Source organism: Paraburkholderia sp. (genome assembly GCF_028283785.1).
Taxonomy (GTDB): Bacteria; Pseudomonadota; Gammaproteobacteria; order Burkholderiales; family Burkholderiaceae; genus Paraburkholderia.
Genome location: NZ_JAPWKB010000018.1, coordinates 396,247 through 416,673, shown reverse-complemented (window position 1 = coordinate 416,673; position 20,427 = coordinate 396,247). Strand labels below are relative to the sequence as shown.

Here is a 20,427-nt window from a genome sequence, read left to right as displayed (position 1 = left end):
GAGTCTAGGCTCGCACGCGGCACTGCGCACTGGCGAAAATCGCCGAAGTCTCGCCACCGCAAGCCATTCGTCTGAGAGACGGGCATTTTTTTTCGGTCCGCACGTTTAAGCCGCTCCGTTGCGACGCATCGGATGCACCACGGTCTTACGAAAGCGCACGCTAGCGGCCGGTATATCCGAGTGGCGCGGTCGCGTTAGCTTTCATAACTGTAGGGTTCGGCGAGATCACATAGACCGGACTCGCCGACACCGGCAACGACAGCACGCCGTCGCGATACGCGACGGTAGACGGATTGCCCATCATGTCGATCACGGCAACCTCGCCCGACTTGCCGGGCGCATCGACGTTGAGGTTCAACGGCGTGGTGGTGTCGGTGTCGAAGCCGGTTTTCGCGTTCCATTTCGCTGCGTCCCAGGTCCAGAGCGCGGTGACGACCTTGCCGTTGCCGAGCCGCTGGAACGCATAACCGAACACGCCCTTCGGCAGATTCTTCAGCGCACCGAGCGTGCTCGTGCCATCGATCACGCGTGTCATCGCCGCGACCGCGAGCGCGGCCGGTTTCGGGCTGATCGCGGTCGAGCCGTACATGCCGCGCGGGTTCGTCAGATCGAAAAAGACGCCGTAGCCCGGCACGTTTTCGGGCATGTCGGCGGCGTAGAACACGTAGGTGAGATCGGCGCCTTCGCCGAGCAGCATCAGATGCGCACGCGCGACGATGGCCGCTTGCGCCTTGAGTACATCCGCGGTCGGATAGTGCGGCGCATACGCGGTGCCGATGTCGTAGCTGATCCCGAGTTCGGTGACGAACAGCTTTGCGCCGGGCTTCAGATACTCGGCCATCTGACGACGCAGCGCGCGCATCGCGGTGGGAATCGCTTCGGACGCTTCCTTCGGATTGGGCGAGTCGATCGTGCGTTCCGGCGGATGCGACGGGCTGTTGCCGAAGTCGTAGTAGCCGTGAATCGTCAGACCGTCGAGATACTTGCCGATGCCTAGCGGTCCGAAATGATTGAGCCACTTCACGTTTTCGCCAACCGACGAATACGTCAGTCCCATCACGACGGCGCTGCGATCCGTCGCGTGCAGTCCCTGCCAGACCGCCGCATACATCGCGACGAAATTCGCGTCGGTATCTCGCCACGGCAGGCCGCCCGCCGGGTCCGGTTCCCATGTGACCTGATAGTAGTTATGCGCCTGCGCGGGGAAATACTTCGTGCGAACCTGAACCGACTCGGTGCCCACGCGCGTCATGTATTCGCGCATTGCGTCGAGCGACACGGGTGCGTAGCTATGCGTTTCCTTCCCTTCCGGCGCGGCCCATTTCGGAATGCCGTCGACGAGGATCAGCCGCATGATGTCCGGCGTGCGGAAATACGCGTCGAGCTGCTTTTTGGCCGGGTCGAAGGTATTCGCGTGGTCGGGTTCCTCGACGTTCCAGTTGCGGTGATCGTTGGCCCAGCTCAGCCCGAGATTGGTGTACACGGGACGCAGTCCGTCGCCGCCGCAACAGTGCTGGCCGGGCGCGATATACGCGGTGCCCTGACCGCCGAAGCGATGCAGATCCGCCTGCGGAAAACGCACCGGCGGCAACACGGCATTGAGTTGCGGCAGCACGCCGAACGTGACGATTCCGGCGGGTCGCGTGCCACGTTGCGGCAACTCGCCGCCCGACTGCGCATACGACGCCGACAACGCAAAGTAGCCGGCCAGCGTGCCCGTGCAGTTGAGGATGCGCTTGCCGGCGCCGCGCGGCACGTCGAAGCGGCCGCTTGCCTGGGTCTTGTTCCAGCTGTCGCGGATCTCCCAGACGACCGTGTCGTCGCGGGTCGGACGCGTGGTGATGGCAAGTGGAATCGTGACGCCGCGCGCGTAGAGGCGGGTGCCGTCGCTGTCGATCGCATCGGCTTCGATTGCTTCGCCCTGCGCGGCGGGTGCGGCGCCGCTCGCCGCTATGGGCGTGCAGCGGAACGCGCTGTCGGGCGTAGCGGCAGCAGCGGCCGCAGTGACCGTAGCCGCGCGGGCGGCACCGTGCAGGCCGACGATCAGCAGCACGCCCAGCAGCATCGCCACCATCGGCGACCGCTTCGCGCCGGTCCAACCCACGCCCCGCGCCGATGACGATGCGGTTTCGAACCCAGGTTCATCGACCATGCGCGCTCCGAGTGGCTCATCCCGCCATTGATGCGGACGCCTCACGGCATGCTCGCCGCCCCCATCGGCTCCGACCGGCCAAGACTACCGTGCCGTCCCGTCGCGTTGTGGACTTCGTCTAGTGCTTTTCCGCAATGACCGGGTCGCGGCACCTCGCCGGATTTATTGCGCAATGCGGGATGACATTTAAATCAATCAGACGATTCAAACGCAATATGCGGAGTTACGTTCGGTATCCCACACAAGCCGGTATTCAATCGTTGCAGAGTGGAGAGTTCTCCACGCCGATTATTCACGCTTAATCGTCATATCAAAAGCCGATTTTCATCGGCCAAGACGGTCGCTAATTGCGTATTTAAATTTAATTGCCGCTTGATATCGGACGCATATTTCAAACCAGGCGGCTTTGAATAAGCGCTTTGCCGCCATCGTCTGTGCGCCAGCACATATCCTTTTGAAGTCAATGAGTTAATAGCTTCTCAAAATGCGGAGAAGGGCAGTGTTTTCTTTCAAAATCCGAAATATTGACCGGTACTTCGTGCATCGCAAGGTAATTGATTCGTATCGTCTGGATAAAGCCTTTCGAGAAATCTTACGGCTGCGTCCTTAATACGCCAATGTCTCGCAAAAATCAGCCAGCATATGCAGGCGGTGATTATGGTTGCGTATGATGCGCTGCACAGCAATGCAAACTCTATCGCGTACCAAACGACGTCGAGGGGAAGACCATGGAATATGCAAGTCTAGAGTCCCCGGTGACCGGCAGCGTGAGTGCTCTCACCCGGAGCGCGGTTTGTCCCACCCGCCATATCGCCATCCTGTTGTTCGACGGCTGCTCGTTGCTCGGGGCAGGCATCGTTGCTGAAGTGTTCCATGTCGCGAACGAACTGTCGCCGACGGGCCCGAACACCTGGAATTACGACGTCTGCTTCCTGTCCGTCGATGGCGGAACGGTAGCGTGCGCGTCGTCGATCCGGGTCTGGACCGACCGGCTCGATTCGCGTCATTACGCCAGCTTCGACGCGCTGTTCGTCGCGGGCGGCAAGGCGGCGCTGACCGCGGCCACCGACGAGCGCCTGATTTCGTGGCTGCGACGGGTGCATACGCATACCGCGACGATCCGTTCGATCGCTCAGGGCCGCTCGTTACTGGAAGCCGCGTCGATCACCGAACAGCGCACGCCGCGCGACGGCGACGGCTTCGCGCAACCCGGCGCCGACGACACCTACGCCGATACGAACGATCGTCTTGCTTCGATGAAAACCGCGCTGGCGCTGGTGAAACGCGATCTCGGCATCGAGATCGCGCGGGCCGTCGCGGAACGCCTGATGCCCGATTCCGGCGACAACCTGCCCGCCTTGCTCAGCGACATGTCCGGCACCAGCCGCGCCGACAAGATTCGCGCGGCGGCGCGCTGGTTACAGGAAAACTGCCAGAACTCGATCTCGGTGGCCGATGCGGCGCAGATCGCGGCGATGAGCGAGCGCAATTTCCTGCGCCGCTTCAAGCTCGAAATGGGCATCACGCCGTCCGAATATCTGCTGCACGCCCGTCTGACGATCACCTGCGGCCTGCTGACGGATTCCGAACTGCCGGTCGACAAGATCGCGCGCCGGACCGGAATGGGCAACGGCGACCGTCTCGCCAAGATCTTCCGCAAACGCATGATGGTTTCTCCTACGGAGTATCGCCTGCAAAGTCGTCTCGAAGCCGGCGTCTGACGCCGGACATCCTCTCCACCGCACTGCACGCCGCACCGCAGCGCAGACTGCGTATTGATCGTAAGGATTACAAAATGCGTAATGGTTCGGAGGACCCGCCCGGGGTGGCGGACGACGTGTCGCCGGGCGACGGCGACACCAGCGGTGTACAGGACGCCGACGTCGCGACGCGCACCGCGCGCATCGTGCCCGTGATTCTCGCGGGCGGCTCGGGCACGCGTTTGTGGCCGATGTCGCGTGAAAACTTTCCGAAGCAGTTGATCGGCGTATTGGGCGCGGATTCGCTGCTGCAAGCCACCGTGCGCCGGATGGAAGACTTCCCGTCCGACTGGGAAGTCGCCGCGTCGCCGATCGTGGTCTGCGGCGAAGAACATCGTTTCATGGTCGCCGACCAGTTGCGCGCGAGCGGCGTCAATGCCCGGCTGATCGTCGAGCCGGCGCGCCGCGATACCGCGCCAGCGTTGACGCTCGCGGCCGCGATGGCCTGCGCCGACGGCGACGACCCGATCCTGCTCGTGATGCCCGCCGATCACGCCATTCTCGACCGTGCCGCGTTGCATGCGGCGATGACCCTGGCTGCGAGCCACGCCGAACGCGGCGCGATCGTCACGCTCGGCGTGCCGCCGCGCTCGGCCGAAACCGGTTTCGGCTATATCCGCGTGGGCCGCGTGCTCGACGACGGCGCGCGCGAGATCGACGGCTTCGTCGAAAAGCCTGCGGCCGAACTGGCCGCGCGCTATGTCGAAGCCGGCAGCTACTGGTGGAACAGCGGCATCTTCGTGATGCGCGCGAGCGTCTGGATGCGCACCGTGCAGCGCTTGCAGGCGGACATGCACGCCGCCTGTCTCACCGCCTTCGTCGGCGCGCGCGTGGACGGCCTGTCGCTGTTTCCGTCGGCGGACGCGTTCGGCCGCTCGCCCGCCGATTCGATCGATTACGCCGTGATGGAGCGCCTCAATACCGAAGTCGACGGCATGCCGCCCGGTGTCGCGGTTGCGCTTGACGCGGGCTGGTCCGATCTCGGTTCGTGGGACGCCGTGTGGGACGCGATGGAAAAGGACGCGTCGGGCAACGTCGCGCGCGGCCGCGTGATGTTCGAATCGTCGACATCGACCTATGGACACTCGGAAGGGCGCCTGCTCGCGTGCGTCGGCACGACCGGTCTGATCGTCGTCGAAACCGCGGACGCGGTGCTGGTCGCGGATCGCTCGCACGTGCAGGACGTGAAGGAACTGGTCACGCGGATCAAGGCGCTGCGCGCACCGGAAGCCGACGCGCATCGCAAGGTCAGCCGGCCGTGGGGTTACTACGACTCGATCGATCACGGCGAACGCTTCCAGGTGAAGCGGATCGTCGTCACGCCGGGCGCGCGGCTGTCGCTGCAACTGCATCATCACCGCGCCGAACATTGGGTCGTGGTGCGCGGCACCGCGCTCGTCACGCGCGCCGAAGAGCAGTTTCTGCTGGCCGAAAACGAATCCACCTTCATCCCGCTCGGGGTTAAGCACCGGCTTGAAAACCCCGGAAAAGTACCGCTCGAAATCATCGAAATCCAGTCAGGCGCCTATCTCGGGGAGGACGACATCGTCAGGTTCGACGATACCTACGGCCGCTGTCGGTAGTCGCTGCGACGGCGCTTTGGATGCACCCAATGGACAAGCAGTGAACGCCAAACGGCAGGGTGAGCGAAATGCGGGAGCTACAAGGGATATTGGCAAGATTGGCGGACGTCACGGTCGTGATCGTCGGGGCAGCCGTTGCATCGAGAATCCGTTTCGACGATGCAACGCAAGTCGGTTTCTATAGTGCGTTCGTGCTGTTCGCCGCGGCGTTTGCGCTGGCGATTTTTCCAGCGTTCGACGTGTACGAATCCTGGCGCGGCCGCTCGAAGCTGGCGCTGGCCGGGCAGGTTTCGCTGGCGTGGCTGGTGGTGCAGGGTTGCGCGCTCGCGGCGATGTATTCGCTGCACCACATCGATTCGGTGTCGCGGTTGTGGTTCACGTACTGGACCGCGATGGCGGGCGGTTTGCTGCTGGCGTGGCGGCTGATCGCGCACGGTGTGCTGGCACGCGCACGGCGCGCGGGGCTGAACGTGCATCAGGTTGCGATCGTCGGGCCGGGCACGCAGTGCGATGCGATCGTGCGTCGGATCGATACGTCGCCCGCGACCGGTTTCCGCGCGACGGCGATCTACAACACGTCGCCCGACGAACTGCCGCTGGCGTCGCCGAACATGACGATGCTCGACACGCTCGAAGGTCTTGCCGACTACGTGCGGCGCAACGACGTGCACGAAGTGTGGCTCGCGTTGTCGCTGGCCGACGAACGCACGATCTTCAAGCTCGTCACCGAGTTTCGCAACGATCTGGTCAATATCCGCTTTATCCCGGACGTGCGCAGCATCGCGCTGTTCGATACCAGCGGCGTGATCGATCTGCTCGGCGTGCCGGCGATCAACCTCGTCGCGTCGCCGCTGTCGTCCCGCGCGCTGGTGAAGAAGGAACTGTTCGACCGTCTGTTCGCGGCGGCCGCGCTGGTGGCGCTGACGCCGCTGCTGATCGCGATCTCGATTGCGGTGAAAGCGTCGTCGCGCGGGCCGGTGCTGTTCAAGCAGAAGCGCAAGGGCGCGGACGGCCGGGTTTTCACGATCTATAAGTTTCGCTCGATGCGCATGCATACGGAGCAGGCGGGCACGGTCAGTCAGGCGACCCGCGGCGATTCGCGGATCACCCGGGTCGGCGCGTTTCTGCGCAAGACCAGCCTCGACGAGTTGCCGCAGTTCTTCAACGTGCTGCGCGGCGATATGTCGGTGGTGGGACCGCGTCCGCACGCGATCGAGCACGACGATATGTATCAGAAGCTGGTGACGGGCTACATCAACCGTTACCGGATCAAGCCGGGCATCACAGGCTGGGCGCAGATCAATGGTTTTCGGGGCGAGACGGACCGCATCGAAAAGATGGAACTGCGCGTGGCCCATGATCTTTACTACCTCGCTCACTGGTCGTTCTGGCTCGACATGCGAATCATCGTGGCGACCGTCGTTCGAGGCCTCGTTAATGACAATGCGTACTGAAGTGTGGGGGAGACGATGAAAACGGTCCCCGTTGTGAACAGTGTTGCCGCCTATGCCGCGCGCAACGTCCGTACGTCGCTGGCTGTGCGCCTGCGTCGTGCCCTGCAAACGATCGGCTGCGTCGCGGCGATCGGTGCGTTGTCCGCATGCGGACTCGCGCCCGGCCAGAAGATGGCGACGCCGGCGACCTTGCCAGAAACAGGAGGCGAATACAGCACCGAAGCGCAGCAGGACGTCCAGGTGCCGATTACCGATATCAACCTCGCATTGCTGCGGCAGATGAAGGCGTCGCCGCAATCGGTGGTGACGGCGGAGACCCTGCAGCTGTTCGGCAAGCCGACGTCGTACCGGATCGGTGCGGGCGACGTGTTGCAGATCACCGTGTGGGATCACCCGGAACTCGCCGCCGCGGTCGGGCAGCCATCGCAGAACACGCGTACGGCCGATGCCGCGCCGGGTTTTCTGGTCGATAGCTCGGGCAACGTGCAGTTTCCGTACGCCGGCAAGGTTCACGTCGGTGGCGACGATGCGCAGACCGTGCAGTCGAAGATTCACACCGAGCTGGCGAAGGTGTTCCTGAATCCGCAGGTGACGGTGCGGATCGCGTCGTTCCGCGCATCGTCGGTGTATATCGACGGCGAAGTGCATACGCCGGGCTCGCAGCAGATCAACGACATTCCGATGTCGCTGACCGAAGCGGTCGGACGCGCGGGCGGATTCACGTCGAACGCGGATCAGAGCCGCGTCGATCTGGTGCGCAACGGCGTTACGTATCCGATCAACGTCGCGGAACTGATCAAGAGCGGCCGCAATCCGTCCGAGATCTATCTGCATAGCGGCGATCTGTTGCGGGTGGCCTCGCGGGAAGACAACGGCGTGTACGTGATGGGCGAATTCAACCGCCCGGCAACGATCCTGCCGATGCGCGACGGACGCCTGACGCTGTCGGATGCGATGTCGCAGGCGGGCAGTCTGAACGTGAATTCCGCCGACGCGAAGCAGTTGTTCGTGATTCGCGGATCGATCACCGGCGGCGAGCCGCAGGTGTATCACCTCGACGTGAAGTCGCCGGTGTCGATGATTCTCGCGAACCAGTTCGACCTGCAACCGAAAGACGTCGTGTACATCGACAACAACGGACTCGTGCGCTTCAACCGTGTGCTGAACCTGCTGCTGCCGGCAATCAACGCAGGCGTAACCGGCGCGTTGCTCGCGAAGTAATTCGCGGTGCACCGCTTCTGAAATGGCTCTTCTTTGACAGATCACGAACATGGCTACCGAGTTCGAAAACCGTTACGCCTTCATGCCAGGCGATGAGTCGCATCTGGGCGACTATCTGCAGACCTTGCTGTCGAACTGGCGGCCGGCTGTCGTGATCACGTTGTTGGCCCTGATGCTGGGCGCCACGTACGCGTTTCTCGCGACGCCCGTCTATCAGGCCGACGTGATGTTCCATGTGGTCGACAAGACCGATAGCGGCCCGAACGACAAGGGCGGGCCGCTGCCGGTCAGCGGCATGTTCGACACCAAGCCGTCCACCGCGGCCGAAATCGAACTGCTGCGCTCGCGCCTCGTCACCGAAGAGACCGTCAAGGCCCTGCATCTCGACATCACCGCGAAGCCGCGCAAGTTTCCGCTGATCGCGCCGCTGCTCGGCAACATCGTGAACGGCAAGTGGGGATTCAAGCTGCCGTCGTTCATCAATCTGTCGAGCTACGCGTGGGGCAACGAAACGATCGCCGTTTCGCGTTTCGATACGAACGCCGATCAGTACGACCGGCCGTTCACGGTGCGCATCGTGTCGCCGGGCGAATACGTGTTGCAGGACCCGGACGGCGCGACCGTGCTCGAAGGCAAGGTCGGCGAGCCGGTGCAGGCCGATACCGCGGCCGGTCCGATCGCGCTGCAGATCGACACGCTGACCGGGCCGCCCGGCATGCGCTTCGAGCTGTCGCGGGCGTCCACGCTGACCACGGTGGAACGGCTGCGCAAGCAGATGGAAGTGGCGGAATCGACGCTGCAATCGGGGATCATCCGCGCGAGTCTCGAAGGCCACGATCCGCGCCTGACCACCGAGATCATCAACTTCGTCGCGCGACGCTTTATCCAGCAGGACGTGGCGAGCCGTTCGGCGGAAGTCGAGCACATGCTCGGCTTTCTCGATCAGCAGATGCCGCAGTTGCGCGCCGAACTCGACGCCGCCGAACAGCGCTACAACAAGTTCCGCAACGAACACGGCACCGTCGATCTCGGCGAGGAAAGCAAGCTGCTGCTGCAACAGATCGTCGATAACAAGACGCGGCTGGCCGATCTTCAGAACCAGCGTCTGGAGATGTCGCAACGCTTCACGCCGAATCACCCGACCGTCGCTGCACTCGACGCGCAGATCGGCGCGTTGCAGGCGCAGCAGTCGGTGATGAACCGCAGCGTCGCGGGTTTGCCGGGCACGGAACAGACCGCGTTGCGTCTGCTGCGCGACGTGCATGTGAACACCGAGCTCTACACCAACCTGCTGAACAGCGCGCAGCAATTGCGTATCGCGCGGGCCGGCCAGGTCGGCGATGTGCGCGTGGTCGATTTCGCGGAAGTGCCGGACGATCCGGTGCGCCCGAAAAAGCTGATCGTGATGTTGATCGCGCTCGGCGCGGGCCTGTTTATCAGCGTGATTTTCGCGTTCGTGCGCAAGACGCTGTATGGAGGTGTCGAACGTCCGGACGAAATCGAAAACGTGCTCGGCGTGCCGGTATTCGCGGTGGTGCCGCGCAGCGAGCAGCAGTTGCGTCTGCAAAACGACGTGATGCTGCGCCGTCGCGGGCTGCACGTGCTCGCCGAACAGTCGCCGCAGGACATCGCCGTCGAAGGCGTGCGCAGCTTGCGCACCACGCTGCAACTGCTGCTGGGCAGCTCGCAGAACAACGTCGTGATGCTGACCGGATCGCGTCCGGACGCGGGCAAGTCGTTCCTGTCGGTGAACCTCGCGGCACTGGTTGCGTCGGCGAATCAGCGCGTGCTGATCGTCGATGGCGACATGCGGCGCGGCGACGTCCACTCGCACTTCGGTATCACGCATCAGCCGGGTTTGTCGGACGTGCTGCGTGGCGGCGAACTGCGCGTGGCGATCCGTCGCGACGTGCTGCCGGGCCTCGATGTGCTGCCGAAGGGTTCGCTGCCGTCGCATCCGTCCGAACTGCTGATGAGCGCGAATTTCTCGCGACTGCTCGACACACTGAAGGCGCAGTACGACGTCGTGATCATCGATACGCCGCCGGTGCTCGCGGTCACGGATTCGACCGTGATCGGCAAGCATGCAGCCACAACGTTGCTGGTGACGCGCTTCGGCCGCAATCCGGTCAACGAGCTGGTCGAAACCGCGAAGCGTCTGCGTAACGGCGGCGTGAACCTGAAGGGCGTGCTGCTGACCGACGTGCCGCAAGCGGCCGCGTTCCTCGGCTCGACCGGCTATCGCGGCGGCATCTACCAGTACGACAGCATCGCCGGCTAGACCCGCAACACCGGTTTCGATTTAAAAAAACGCTGGACACATACGCAGCATAGGGGCGGTACGCAGACCGGCTGCCTCGCCGGTCTGGTTTTTCAAGCATTGACGACAATGACGAGGAGTAAGCAATGACTAAGAAGGTCGCCTTGATTACCGGTGTCACCGGACAGGACGGTTCGTATCTCGCTGAACTGCTGCTTGAAAAAGGATACGAAGTACACGGCGTCAAAAGGCGTTCGTCGTTGTTCAATACCGACCGGATCGATCACCTGCACCATGATTCGCACGAGACCTCGGAAGGTCTGAAGCTGCATCATGGCGACATGACCGATTCGACCGGACTGATGCGCATCGTCCAGACGGTCGAGCCGGACGAAATCTATAACCTCGCCGCGCAAAGCCACGTCGCGGTGTCGTTCGAGGAACCCGAGTACACGGCCAATGCCGACGCGCTCGGCACGCTGCGTCTGCTCGAAGCGATCCGCACGCTGGGTCTGGTCAAGAAAACGCGTTTCTATCAGGCCTCGACCTCGGAGCTGTACGGGCTGGTTCAGGAAACGCCGCAACGCGAAACCACGCCGTTCTATCCGCGCAGCCCGTATGGCGTGGCGAAGCTGTTCGCTTACTGGACCACGGTGAACTATCGCGAGTCGTACGGGATGTATGCGTGTAACGGCATCCTGTTCAACCACGAGTCGCCGGTGCGCGGCGAGACCTTCGTCACGCGCAAGATCACCCGCGCGATCTCGCGGATCGCGACCGGCCTGCAAAAGCAGCTGTATCTCGGCAATCTGTCGGCGCTGCGCGACTGGGGCCATGCCCGCGATTACGTCGACATGATGTGGCGCATGCTGCAACAGGACGAACCGGAAGATTTCGTCATCGCGACGGGCGTGCAGTACAGCGTGCGCGATTTCGTCCGCCACGCGGCGGCGGAGTTGGGCGTGACCGTGCGTTTCGAAGGCACGGGCGTCGATGAAGTCGGCATCGTGGATCGCGTCGAAGGTCGCGAAGCGAAGCTGACGCCGGGCGACGTGATCGTGCGCATCGATCCGCGCTATTACCGTCCGGCCGAAGTCGAGTCGCTGATCGGCGATGCGTCGAAAGCGCATGCGAAGCTCGGCTGGCGTCCGACGACGTCGTTGCAGGCATTGATCAAGGAGATGGTCCGCTCGGATTACCAGATCGCCCGGCGTGATGCGCTGGTGACGCTCGCCGGATTCCGTTCGCTCGAACATCACGAGTAAATACGTCATGGATAAAAACGCACGCATCTTCGTGGCCGGACATCGTGGCATGGTGGGCTCGGCGCTGGTTCGCGGATTGCGCGCGGCCGGTTATCGCAACCTCGTCACACGCGACCGCAGCGAACTGGACCTGACCGATCAACACGCGGTCGCTGCGTTCTTTCAGGATGAACCGATCGACGTGGTGCTGCTCGCGGCGGCGCGCGTCGGCGGGATTCTCGCCAACGCGTCGCAGCCGGCCGCATTTCTGTACGAGAACCTCGCGATCGAAAGCAACGTGATTCATGCGGCGTATCGCGCGAACGTCGGGCGGCTGGTGTTTTTCGGTTCGTCGTGCATTTATCCGAAGCTGTGCGAGCAGCCGATCCGCGAAGAGTATCTGCTGAGTTCGCCGCTCGAACCGACCAACGACGCCTACGCGATCGCGAAGATCGCCGGGCTGAAGCTGTGCGAAGCGTACAACCGGCAGTACGGCACGCGGTATGTGTCGCTGATGCCGACCAACCTGTACGGTCCGAACGACAACTACGATCTGAACAGCAGTCACGTGTTGCCTGCGCTGCTGCGCAAGGCGCACGAAGCGAAGCTGAACGGCGAGCGGGCGATCACCGTGTGGGGGAGTGGCGAACCGCGCCGCGAATTCCTGCACGTCGACGACGTCGCGGCGGCCACGCTGTTCGTGCTGGAAAACGATGTCAGCGAAGGCGTGTTCAACGTGGGTGTCGGCGACGACCTGTCGATTCGCGAACTCGCGGAGTGCATCTGCGAAGTCGTGGGCTTCGACGGCGCGCTCGAATACGACACCACCAAACCCGACGGCACGCCGCGCAAGCTGCTCGACGTGTCGCGGCTGACGGCGATGGGCTGGCGGGCGCGCATCGGCCTGGCAGAGGGCATTGCGTCGACGTATGAAGATTTTCTCGGCAGACAGGCGCACCGCTTTGCGCGTACGCCTGCCTGGGAGGCCGCCGTGCGAGGGTAGCCGCACGCGGACGATTGATGCGTGCCGTCCGGGACCGGCGGACGGCACCGTCCTTGTTCGAAGGACGGCGGCATCGGTCACGAGCACTGAATCCGGTTGCACCGGTTGTTCCGAAGTCCATCCGACGTTTCACCGTTTCGCGACAAACCGGAACGCGGTGGCAGTGTGTGTGCAGCAGCGTATGACGTACGTTCTGGCAGCAGTCCGATGCGGCGGTATTTCGACGAGGACAACCACAACCATAAAACACAACGACAACGACAGCACATGGCAAGGCGTGACGCAGGAACGGGGCGCGTTCAACGATGTACCGGCACCAGTCGGCGGACACGGGATTGTCAAACATGAAGGTTTTGATCTACGGACTCAATTACGCGCCCGAACTGTCGGGGACGGGCAAGTACACCGCCGAAATGAGCCAGTTGCTGACCGCGCGCGGTCATCAGGTGCGGGTGGTGTGCGCACCGCCGTATTACCCGGAATGGCGGATCGCGCCGGGTTTTTCGGCGTGGCGTTACCGGCACGACACGTTGCAGGGCGTACGCGTGTGGCGCGCGCCGCTGTGGGTGCCGGCGTTTCCGGGCGGCATCAAGCGGATGCTGCATCTGGCGAGCTTCGCGCTGTCGTCGTTGCCGCTGCTGATGCGTCAGCTGTTCTGGCGTCCCGACGTGGTGCTGACGATCGCGCCGACCATGCTGTGCGCGCCGGCCGCGTTGACGCTCGCCCGCTGCACACGTGCCAAGGCGTGGCTGCATATCCAGGACTACGAGATCGATGCTGCGTTCGACCTCGGCCTGCTGAAAAGCCCGCGCGTCTCGCGATTCGCGCACTGGCTCGAACGTGGCTTGCTGTCGCGGTTCGACGTGGTGTCGTCGATTTCCGACCGGATGGTCGAGCGTGCGATCAGCAAGGGCGTCGATAAGGCGCAGACGGTCTGCGTGCCGAACTGGGTCGATCTGCACGCAATCTACCCGCTGACGCAACCGAGCATCTATCGCAGTCTGCTCGGCATCCCGAAAGACCATACCGTGGTGCTGTATTCCGGCAACATGGGCGCGAAGCAGGGCATCGAAACGCTGGCCGCCGCAGCGGCCGCGCTCGCCGAACGAACCGACATCAGCTTCGTGTTCTGTGGCGCGGGCGTTGCCAAAGCCGATCTCGCCGCGCGCTGCGCCGGTCTGTCGAACTGCCATATGCTGCCGCTGCAACCGGTCGCGTTGCTCAACGAACTGCTCAACGTCGCGGACATTCACGTCTTGCCGCAACGCGGCGATGTCGCGGATCTGGTGATGCCGTCGAAGCTGACCGGCATGCTCGCCAGTGGCCGCGCGGTAATCGCGATGGCGCAGCCCGGCACGAGCCTGTACGAAGTCACGTCGGACACCGGTGTCGCGGTGCCGCCGGACGATGTCGATGCGCTGGTCGCCGCGATCGCCGCGCTATCGGCCGACGAAGCGCGCCGGGCAATTCTCGGCCGCGCGGCGCGGCGCTATGCCGAACAGCGGCTGTCGCCCGCGATGGCGATCGGCGTGCTGGACGCGCGGCTGTCGGTGCTGGTTCACGGCGAGGCAGCCGTGCGGCCCGCCGACGCCGACGCGAACGGTGCGCGTCGCACGCCCGGCGAAGCGACCAAGGCGCAGGTCGCGCAATCCGCGACGGAGTGAACCGATCCACGGCCGATGCCGCGTATCTGGTGCGCGGCGGCCGGTAACTGTCGGCTATCGCGCCTCGTTCAGGCGCGCGCCATCAATACGGCGACTTGTAGACCTGCGTGTCCGGCGTGCCCGAACGCTTGTAGGGATCGCGAAACACCGCAGTCGCGGCGCTATCCGGGTCGCTGGCGGTGAGCGTCGACGGACGGCGTGTGGTTGTCCCCGGACGCTTCTTCGGACGGATCGGGCCCGGATCGCTCGACGCATCCGACGCGCTCGACCCGGTATCGGCGGAATCGCCCGCTGCGCCGAGGCTCGATCCGTACGGATCCGGCGCGCCGAGCAACTGCTGCTCGACGATGCCGTTGTTGCGCCGCGTCGCGGCGGCTTTGTCCTTCGCGTTGGTGCTCTTCGAACCGCCTGGGCTCGCATACGGCACGGCTGAATAAGACGGCGCGGTCGAACTTTCCGTCGGCGTGTCGTCCTGCTGCGCGAGCGCGATCTGCGCGCAGGCAAGGCCGCCGAGCCCGCCGAGCAACAGCCACGCCGATCGCACGATCGGACGTATCGAAATCGTCATTCCGGTCTCCCGTCAGGCTCACGCCCGTGTTGCGAAAGCGCGCGCGCCATCACGCGCGACGCCACACCTTGCATGGTCGTACAGGCGCTTCGCATCCAGACGCCAAAAGTCTTTCCGACGCGGCCATGCACGGTTCGCGACGCGCGCGGCGCGAAGCGCGGCCAGATAATCGGACGATGCGCGCCGCCGCGTGCGAGCGCGGTGCAACAGCATGCAACGGAGAATTCATGGGCAATGCAATCGATGACGTGGCGCTCGGCGAGCCGGCCGGACAGGCGTGCGCGCAGGCCACGCCGTCCGTCGAGCCGGGCCACGCGAGCCACGCTGCTCACGCCGCTCATGCCGCTCATGCCACCCGCGACAGCGGCCGCGTGATCGACCTCAGCCGCGCGGGCAAGGGCAATTACGTGTCGACGCGCGGCGTCGCGATCCGCGCGCTGTGGTTCGTCGTCGAGACCTGCGTGATGAACAACAGCCTGATGCCGGTCTCCGCGATCCGCGTCGGCCTGCTGCGGCTGTTCGGCGCGAAGATCGGCGTGGGCTGCCGCTTCGTGCATCCGGTGCGCGTCAAATATCCGTGGCATCTGGAGGTCGGCGATCACTGCTGGTTCGGCGTCGATGCGTGGATCTACAACCAGGCGCCGGTGCGGATCGGTTCGCACGTATGCATCTCGCAAGGCACGTTTATCAGCGCCGGTTCGCACGATATGGCCACGAACATGGATCTGCGCGTCGCGCCGGTCGTGATCGAGGACGGCGTGTGGATTTCATCGAAATGCGTGGTGCAGATGGGCGTGACGATCGGCCGCTCGGCGGTGGTGACGCCGCTGTCGGTGGTGCATCGGTCGCTGGATGCGGAAGGCGTGTACGGCGGCAATCCGTGCCGCTTTATCAGGAAGCGTTTCGACCCGAGCCGGGAGCCATCGCCGTCTCCGTCGATACCGCCGGGATGAGCGGCTTGTCGGTCGGTCCGTTGACGTGCCGCGCCTGCAATAGCGCCGTCAGCGACTCGACCATGCCCATGATGCCGAAGCGCGCGTCGAACGTGCGTCGCGCCTGCCGACGCATCTGAAGCCGGGATTCGTCGTCGAGCGAGCGCCAGCCTTCCAGCAGTTGCAGCGTGCCCGCGACGCTGTCGTCGGCGACGAAACCCGCACCGTCCTGCGAGACTTCCCGCCACACGTTGACCTTGTCCGAGATCAACACCGGCAAGCCGCAACCGAGCGCTTCGGCCACCGCGACGCCGAAATTCTCCTGATGCGACGGCAGCGCGAACACGTCGGCCGCGTAGAAGGCGCCCCATTTCAGCTCGCCCTCGAGCATGCCCGGCCAGCTCACCTGATGGCCGACGCCGCACGCCTGCGCGAGCGTCATCAACGACGCCTGCCAGCCGACCGAGTCCGGACCAGCGATCATCAGATGCGCGTCCGGACACCGCGTCGCGTAATCGGCGAATGCGCGGATCAGCAGATCGCAGCCTTTCTTTTTGTGAATCCGGCCGAGAAACAGCACGATCCGCTTGCCGCGCAGCGCGGGCCATTCGGCAAAGAACGCGTCGCGCATCGCGTCGGCGTTCGGCGGCGGCGGACGCGCGCCGAACGGCACCACGCGTTCTTCGACGCGATACAGCCAGAACGACTGGCGCGCGAGCAGACGTTCCTCTTCTGTCGTGAAGATCACGGCGGCGGCGTCGCGCAGCACGCGATATTCGGCCCACGGCCAGTACAGCCACTTTTTCAGATGCTTGAGCGGCGCGCTCTGCTTGAACCACGGATCGAGCATGCCGTGCGTGTACACGTAATACGGCACGTCCGCGCGACGCAGCGCGCGCCACGCGCCGAAGCCGTGGTATTGCCACAGACCGTGCACGATCACCGCATCGAAGCGCGCGCTTTCGGCGCGCAGCCACGGTACGTAGCGGTCCGAATAACCGTAGTAGTTGCGCGACGGACCGAGCGCGTGGACCGTCAACGGAAACTCGCCGATAAACGGCGCGTCGGGCGCGTCGAGGCACGCCACTTCGATCTGATGGCCGAGCGCGGCCATCGCGACGCCCGACTGGCGCACGCCTTCGATCGGTCCGCCCGCGCGCGGGTCCAGCGTCGACAGCAGATGCAGGATCTTCATGGATTCATGCGGTGAAACGCGCCCGCGTTGACATGCAACGAGTGCGGCGTGCGGATATCGGCGGACGCGGGACGCCCGGCGGTGGCGGCAACCGGAATCTGGACCGCGGGTGCTGGCGAGACCGACGGGATCGGCGCGATGGTGTCGGCTGTGGCCGCGCCGTTAGCGGCGGCTGCGGTTGTCGCGGCTGCGGTTGCCGCCGGGGAAACCGGCGCATGGAGCGTCGATGCAGCCGATGCACCCGCACGCGCAGCGGCCTCGGTGGCGGCGACCGCTGCGGCCGCAGCCGGCGCGGTGTAAGCGGGCAGCACCGACGCAACCTTCGACGGCGCGTCGTCGGCGGCCATCGCGGAGGGGAACGCGGTCGATGCGAACGGCGGACGCGCAAACGGCGATGCGCCGAACGACGGCGTGCTGAACGATGGCTCCATGCCCGGCGGCGTGCCGCGCGGAACCGGCCGTGGCGCGCGGGCGCGGCGGCGTCGGCCGCCGAGTTCGCGTTGCAGACGCGTGTAGGTCGCCACCGTCAAGCCAAGCCCGATGCCGAACATCAGCCCGGAAAAACGCGGCCCGAGCGGATTACCGCCGATCGACACCGCCGGCAACGCGGCCAGCAGCAGGATCGAGCGGCCCAGCACGGGCAGCAGCAATGCATCGGACGCGGTCGCGCGCCATCGTCGGTACGCAAGACCGGCGACGATCAACGTCATGACCACGGCGGCCGGTAACGCGATCCCGAACAGGAGACCGCCCGCGAACAGTTGATAGACCCAGAAGTTGTGCCCGGCCACCCAGTCGCGGATCGAATAGAAATCTTTTTCGGAGATCTGCCCGGCGAGGTCCGGCAGATAAAGCGGCGAATAGCGATACCAGTGGCCATAGCCTTCGCCGAACAGCAGCGTCGAGGTCGACGACGTGACCTGGTCGAACTGGTCGCGCAATTCCGCGAGCCGCGTGATGGTGGTCGGATCGAGCCCGGATTCGGTCTGTTTCGCAACGAACACGCGGCTGGTCCAGTGTTCGGCGACGGTAGGCGCGAGCCACGCCGCGCTCGCCGCGATGGCCGCGAGCACGATGCAGGCCGCCGTCACCCGCAATGCCGCGCGCACCACGTGTTGAATCGACGGCGCGCTCATCCACGCCGCCAGCAGGAACAGCAGGATCGTGCCGAGCAGCAGGCTGCGCGTGACGCTCAGCAGTTCGGCAACGGCCGTGAACAGGAACACCACGATCATGCTGAACTTGAAGCGCTTGGCGATCACGAACTCGTGCAGGATCACGCCTTGCAAACCGAGGAGCGTGACGGAGATGATCCGGAAGCGAACCTGATCGATCGGACCGGCGGTCGCGAGGCCGAAGCAGAACGTGAACACCAGACTGACGACGTTCGCGTAGTACATGGTCTTTTCGAACTGCGCGATCCGCTCGGTGCGCCACGGCTGGCACGCAATCAGGTAACCCATCGCGAACAGCAGGAACGGCAGCAGCACGCGCAGATAATTGCCAAGTTCGTTGTGACGCACCAGCTGCACGGCCACGCTACCGCCGAGGCTCAGCAACAGCGCGCCCGTCACCCAGCTGCGCAATTTCGACGTGTAGTGGAAGCGCGGCGCGATCAGCGCGAGCGCGATGCCGCCGCAGACGGCCGGCAGCACCAGCACCACCTGCGCGAGGTGGCCGGTGTCGGCATCCGGTGATTTGTAGTCGAACGCCAGTGGCAGCAGGCAGAGCCAGATCCACAGCGCTGCGTACTTGTTTCGCATTGCCGGCTTCTCCAGGGGAGACGACGCGCAGACCGGCTTGCAGCCGGGCTGTCGATACGGCGTGCCGTTTCGCGACACGCGCCGTCGTTCAGTCCGACTATAAAGCGATGCGTCGCGCGGAATTGCTGCGCGGCGTCATCTGCCTGGATTCTGGCGGCGTCAGACGGCACACGCGAACGATTCGCGGCGTGTGGATGAAGTGGTCCGGAAAAGCCGTGAAGTTGGCGCGCAATGGCGCGTGCAACGCACCAAGATAACGTGGCGCCGACCTTGCGCCCGGCACCGGATCGAGGGGACCCCGATGAAGCCAAACAATGGACCCAGTGGCCGCCCGGCATCGCGCGGCCGGTCGATCGAACTCGATTTCGTGCGCGGTATCGCCGCGATCGCGGTGATGGGCTTTCACTTCTACGCCGTCAATACCGGCAACTTCGCGATCGGTCTGATCGAGTATCCGCTGAAGAATTTCGGCCGCGAGGGCGTGAACCTGTTCTTCACGCTGAGCGGCTTTCTGGTGGGCGGTCTGCTGTTGCAGCAATACGCGCAGACCGGTCACATCGAGGCGCGCAGCTTCATCATCCGGCGTCTGTTCAAGATCTGGCCCGCGTATTACGCGCTGATCCTGTTTCACGCGCTGGTGGGCCGTCATCCGCTCGATACGTTTCTGTGGCAGAACCTGACGCACTTGCAGAACTACTTCGGCACGTCGATCACGCAGACATGGAGTCTCGCGGTCGAAGAGCATTTCTACCTGGTATTGCCCGCGTTGCTGCTGCTGCTCGCGCGCTGGAAGCTGCATGTGAATGCGATCCTCGGCGTGCTGGCGGGCATCTGTGTGCTGGTGCTGACGGCACGCTGCATCGTGGTCGCAAATGGCGATCTGAACGCGGCTTTCATGTACACGCAATACCGGATCGACAGTCTGCTGTTCGGCGTGATGCTGGCGGCGATTTACTGGATGAAGCCGGACGTATATCGCAAGCTCGCGCGGCGGGTCGATCTGCTGATGGCGGTGGTCGCGTTGCTGGTTGCGTGGCTGTGCTTTGCGACGCCGCATATCGCGCTCGACGAGAGTATCGGCTTTACGTTGCAGGCGGCCGGATACTGCGCGTTCATCGTGCTGGTACTCGAATATTCCGGACGGCTACGCAATGTGTGGATTTATCGCGCGACGGCGTGGATCGGCGGATATTCGTACGGCATCTACCTGTGGCATTCGATCGCGCTCGCGCCGGGCAAATGGCTGAGCCTGAAGTGCGTCGCGATGGGCTTGCCGTTGCCGCTCGTGTGGTTTATCGGTTTGGGCGCGCAGTTCTTTATCGCGATTTCGGTCGGCTACGTGACCACGCGCCTGATCGAAGCGCCGTTTCTGCGTCTGCGTAACCGCCTGTTCCCGACCCAACGTCGTGTGCCGGTTCCCGAGCATATGAAGCCGGTGGAGGCGGGTGCGGTGGGCGGTACTGGCGGCGTGGGCGGCCCCGGCGCGGCGATCACGGTAAGCGCCGCGCCGCCTATCTCGCCCGATCCGATCGTGCCGACAGGTGGCCGTTAGCACGCGCGCGCAGGCGGCGCGTGCTCGTGTGAAGCGCTTGAGTTTGCTCGCGTTAGATACGGGCGTCAGATACGGG

The 20,427-nt window shown here is 64.3% G+C and carries 13 protein-coding genes and 1 pseudogene; 10 read left to right on the top strand and 4 right to left on the bottom strand.

From position 1 onward, the window contains the following. Positions 1 to 160: 160 nt before the first annotated feature. A complete protein-coding gene (locus PW947_RS21640) occupies positions 161 to 2,152 on the bottom strand; it encodes a hypothetical protein (protein WP_299634447.1) in 1,992 nt (663 codons plus the stop codon). Positions 2,153 to 2,880: 728 nt separating this feature from the next. Between PW947_RS21640 and PW947_RS21635 the strand changes: the two genes are divergently transcribed. The 8 genes from PW947_RS21635 to PW947_RS21600 all read left to right on the top strand — a co-directional run bounded on the left by PW947_RS21635 (position 2,881) and on the right by PW947_RS21600 (position 14,341). Next, entirely contained in the window at positions 2,881 to 3,873 is a 993-nt protein-coding gene (locus PW947_RS21635; RefSeq protein ID WP_299634446.1) for a helix-turn-helix domain-containing protein, read from the top strand. Between the two features lie 74 nt (positions 3,874 to 3,947). After that, positions 3,948 to 5,495, top strand: a complete 1,548-nt coding sequence (locus PW947_RS21630) for a mannose-1-phosphate guanylyltransferase/mannose-6-phosphate isomerase (protein ID WP_299634445.1) — start codon at positions 3,948 to 3,950, stop codon at positions 5,493 to 5,495. Between the two features lie 68 nt (positions 5,496 to 5,563). Then, a complete protein-coding gene (locus PW947_RS21625; RefSeq protein WP_299634444.1) occupies positions 5,564 to 6,949 on the top strand; it encodes an undecaprenyl-phosphate glucose phosphotransferase in 1,386 nt (461 codons plus the stop codon). A gap of 15 nt (positions 6,950 to 6,964) precedes the next feature. Then, positions 6,965 to 8,170, top strand: a complete 1,206-nt coding sequence (locus PW947_RS21620; protein WP_299634443.1) for a polysaccharide biosynthesis/export family protein — start codon at positions 6,965 to 6,967, stop codon at positions 8,168 to 8,170. Between the two features lie 49 nt (positions 8,171 to 8,219). Continuing rightward, on the top strand, positions 8,220 to 10,451 hold the full coding sequence (locus PW947_RS21615) for a polysaccharide biosynthesis tyrosine autokinase (protein ID WP_299634442.1): 2,232 nt from the start codon (positions 8,220 to 8,222) through the stop codon (positions 10,449 to 10,451). A 125-nt stretch (positions 10,452 to 10,576) separates the two neighbouring features. Continuing rightward, positions 10,577 to 11,695, top strand: a complete 1,119-nt coding sequence (gene gmd, locus PW947_RS21610; RefSeq protein ID WP_299634441.1) for a GDP-mannose 4,6-dehydratase — start codon at positions 10,577 to 10,579, stop codon at positions 11,693 to 11,695. A gap of 7 nt (positions 11,696 to 11,702) precedes the next feature. Continuing rightward, positions 11,703 to 12,677, top strand: coding sequence for a GDP-L-fucose synthase (locus tag PW947_RS21605; RefSeq protein ID WP_299634440.1), 975 nt, complete (start codon positions 11,703 to 11,705; stop codon positions 12,675 to 12,677). Positions 12,678 to 13,021: 344 nt separating this feature from the next. Then, positions 13,022 to 14,341 carry a glycosyltransferase WbuB gene (locus PW947_RS21600; protein ID WP_299634439.1) on the top strand — a complete coding sequence of 440 codons (1,320 nt, stop codon included), beginning with the start codon at positions 13,022 to 13,024 and terminating at the stop codon, positions 14,339 to 14,341. 82 nt (positions 14,342 to 14,423) lie between these two features. On the opposite strand, the gene PW947_RS21595 is transcribed toward PW947_RS21600, so the two are convergent. Next, positions 14,424 to 14,909: a hypothetical protein gene (locus PW947_RS21595; protein WP_299634438.1), complete on the bottom strand. Its 486-nt coding sequence runs from the start codon at positions 14,907 to 14,909 to the stop codon at positions 14,424 to 14,426. A 227-nt stretch (positions 14,910 to 15,136) separates the two neighbouring features. Here PW947_RS21595 and PW947_RS21590 point away from each other — a divergent pair, with 227 nt between their 5' ends. Then, the gene (locus tag PW947_RS21590) at positions 15,137 to 15,862 is read left to right on the top strand and encodes a DapH/DapD/GlmU-related protein (RefSeq protein WP_299634437.1); all 726 of its coding nucleotides are present in this window, start codon (positions 15,137 to 15,139) and stop codon (positions 15,860 to 15,862) included. On the opposite strand, the gene PW947_RS21585 is transcribed toward PW947_RS21590, so the two are convergent. Both PW947_RS21585 and PW947_RS21580 read right to left on the bottom strand, forming a co-directional pair. Further along, positions 15,801 to 17,036: a glycosyltransferase gene (locus PW947_RS21585; RefSeq protein WP_299634436.1), complete on the bottom strand. Its 1,236-nt coding sequence runs from the start codon at positions 17,034 to 17,036 to the stop codon at positions 15,801 to 15,803. The genes PW947_RS21590 and PW947_RS21585 overlap by 62 nt on opposite strands. Before the next feature lie 497 nt (positions 17,037 to 17,533). Next, positions 17,534 to 18,799, bottom strand: a pseudogene (locus PW947_RS21580) (hypothetical protein); the annotation flags it as partial. Between the two features lie 301 nt (positions 18,800 to 19,100). Between PW947_RS21580 and PW947_RS21575 the strand changes: the two are divergent. Continuing rightward, positions 19,101 to 20,351 (top strand): acyltransferase, encoded by a 1,251-nt coding sequence (locus tag PW947_RS21575; RefSeq protein ID WP_299634434.1) that lies wholly within the window; start codon positions 19,101 to 19,103, stop codon positions 20,349 to 20,351. Positions 20,352 to 20,427 lie beyond the last annotated feature (76 nt).

Coding starts and splice junctions, on each gene's coding strand:
- PW947_RS21640 (WP_299634447.1), bottom strand. CDS start 2,152: ATGGTCGATGAACCTGGGTTCGAAACCGCATCGTCATCGGCGCGGGGC.
- PW947_RS21635 (WP_299634446.1), top strand. CDS start 2,881: ATGGAATATGCAAGTCTAGAGTCCCCGGTGACCGGCAGCGTGAGTGCT.
- PW947_RS21630 (WP_299634445.1), top strand. CDS start 3,948: ATGCGTAATGGTTCGGAGGACCCGCCCGGGGTGGCGGACGACGTGTCG.
- PW947_RS21625 (WP_299634444.1), top strand. CDS start 5,564: ATGCGGGAGCTACAAGGGATATTGGCAAGATTGGCGGACGTCACGGTC.
- PW947_RS21620 (WP_299634443.1), top strand. CDS start 6,965: ATGAAAACGGTCCCCGTTGTGAACAGTGTTGCCGCCTATGCCGCGCGC.
- PW947_RS21615 (WP_299634442.1), top strand. CDS start 8,220: ATGGCTACCGAGTTCGAAAACCGTTACGCCTTCATGCCAGGCGATGAG.
- gmd (WP_299634441.1), top strand. CDS start 10,577: ATGACTAAGAAGGTCGCCTTGATTACCGGTGTCACCGGACAGGACGGT.
- PW947_RS21605 (WP_299634440.1), top strand. CDS start 11,703: ATGGATAAAAACGCACGCATCTTCGTGGCCGGACATCGTGGCATGGTG.
- PW947_RS21600 (WP_299634439.1), top strand. CDS start 13,022: ATGAAGGTTTTGATCTACGGACTCAATTACGCGCCCGAACTGTCGGGG.
- PW947_RS21595 (WP_299634438.1), bottom strand. CDS start 14,909: ATGACGATTTCGATACGTCCGATCGTGCGATCGGCGTGGCTGTTGCTC.
- PW947_RS21590 (WP_299634437.1), top strand. CDS start 15,137: ATGGGCAATGCAATCGATGACGTGGCGCTCGGCGAGCCGGCCGGACAG.
- PW947_RS21585 (WP_299634436.1), bottom strand. CDS start 17,036: ATGAAGATCCTGCATCTGCTGTCGACGCTGGACCCGCGCGCGGGCGGA.
- PW947_RS21575 (WP_299634434.1), top strand. CDS start 19,101: ATGAAGCCAAACAATGGACCCAGTGGCCGCCCGGCATCGCGCGGCCGG.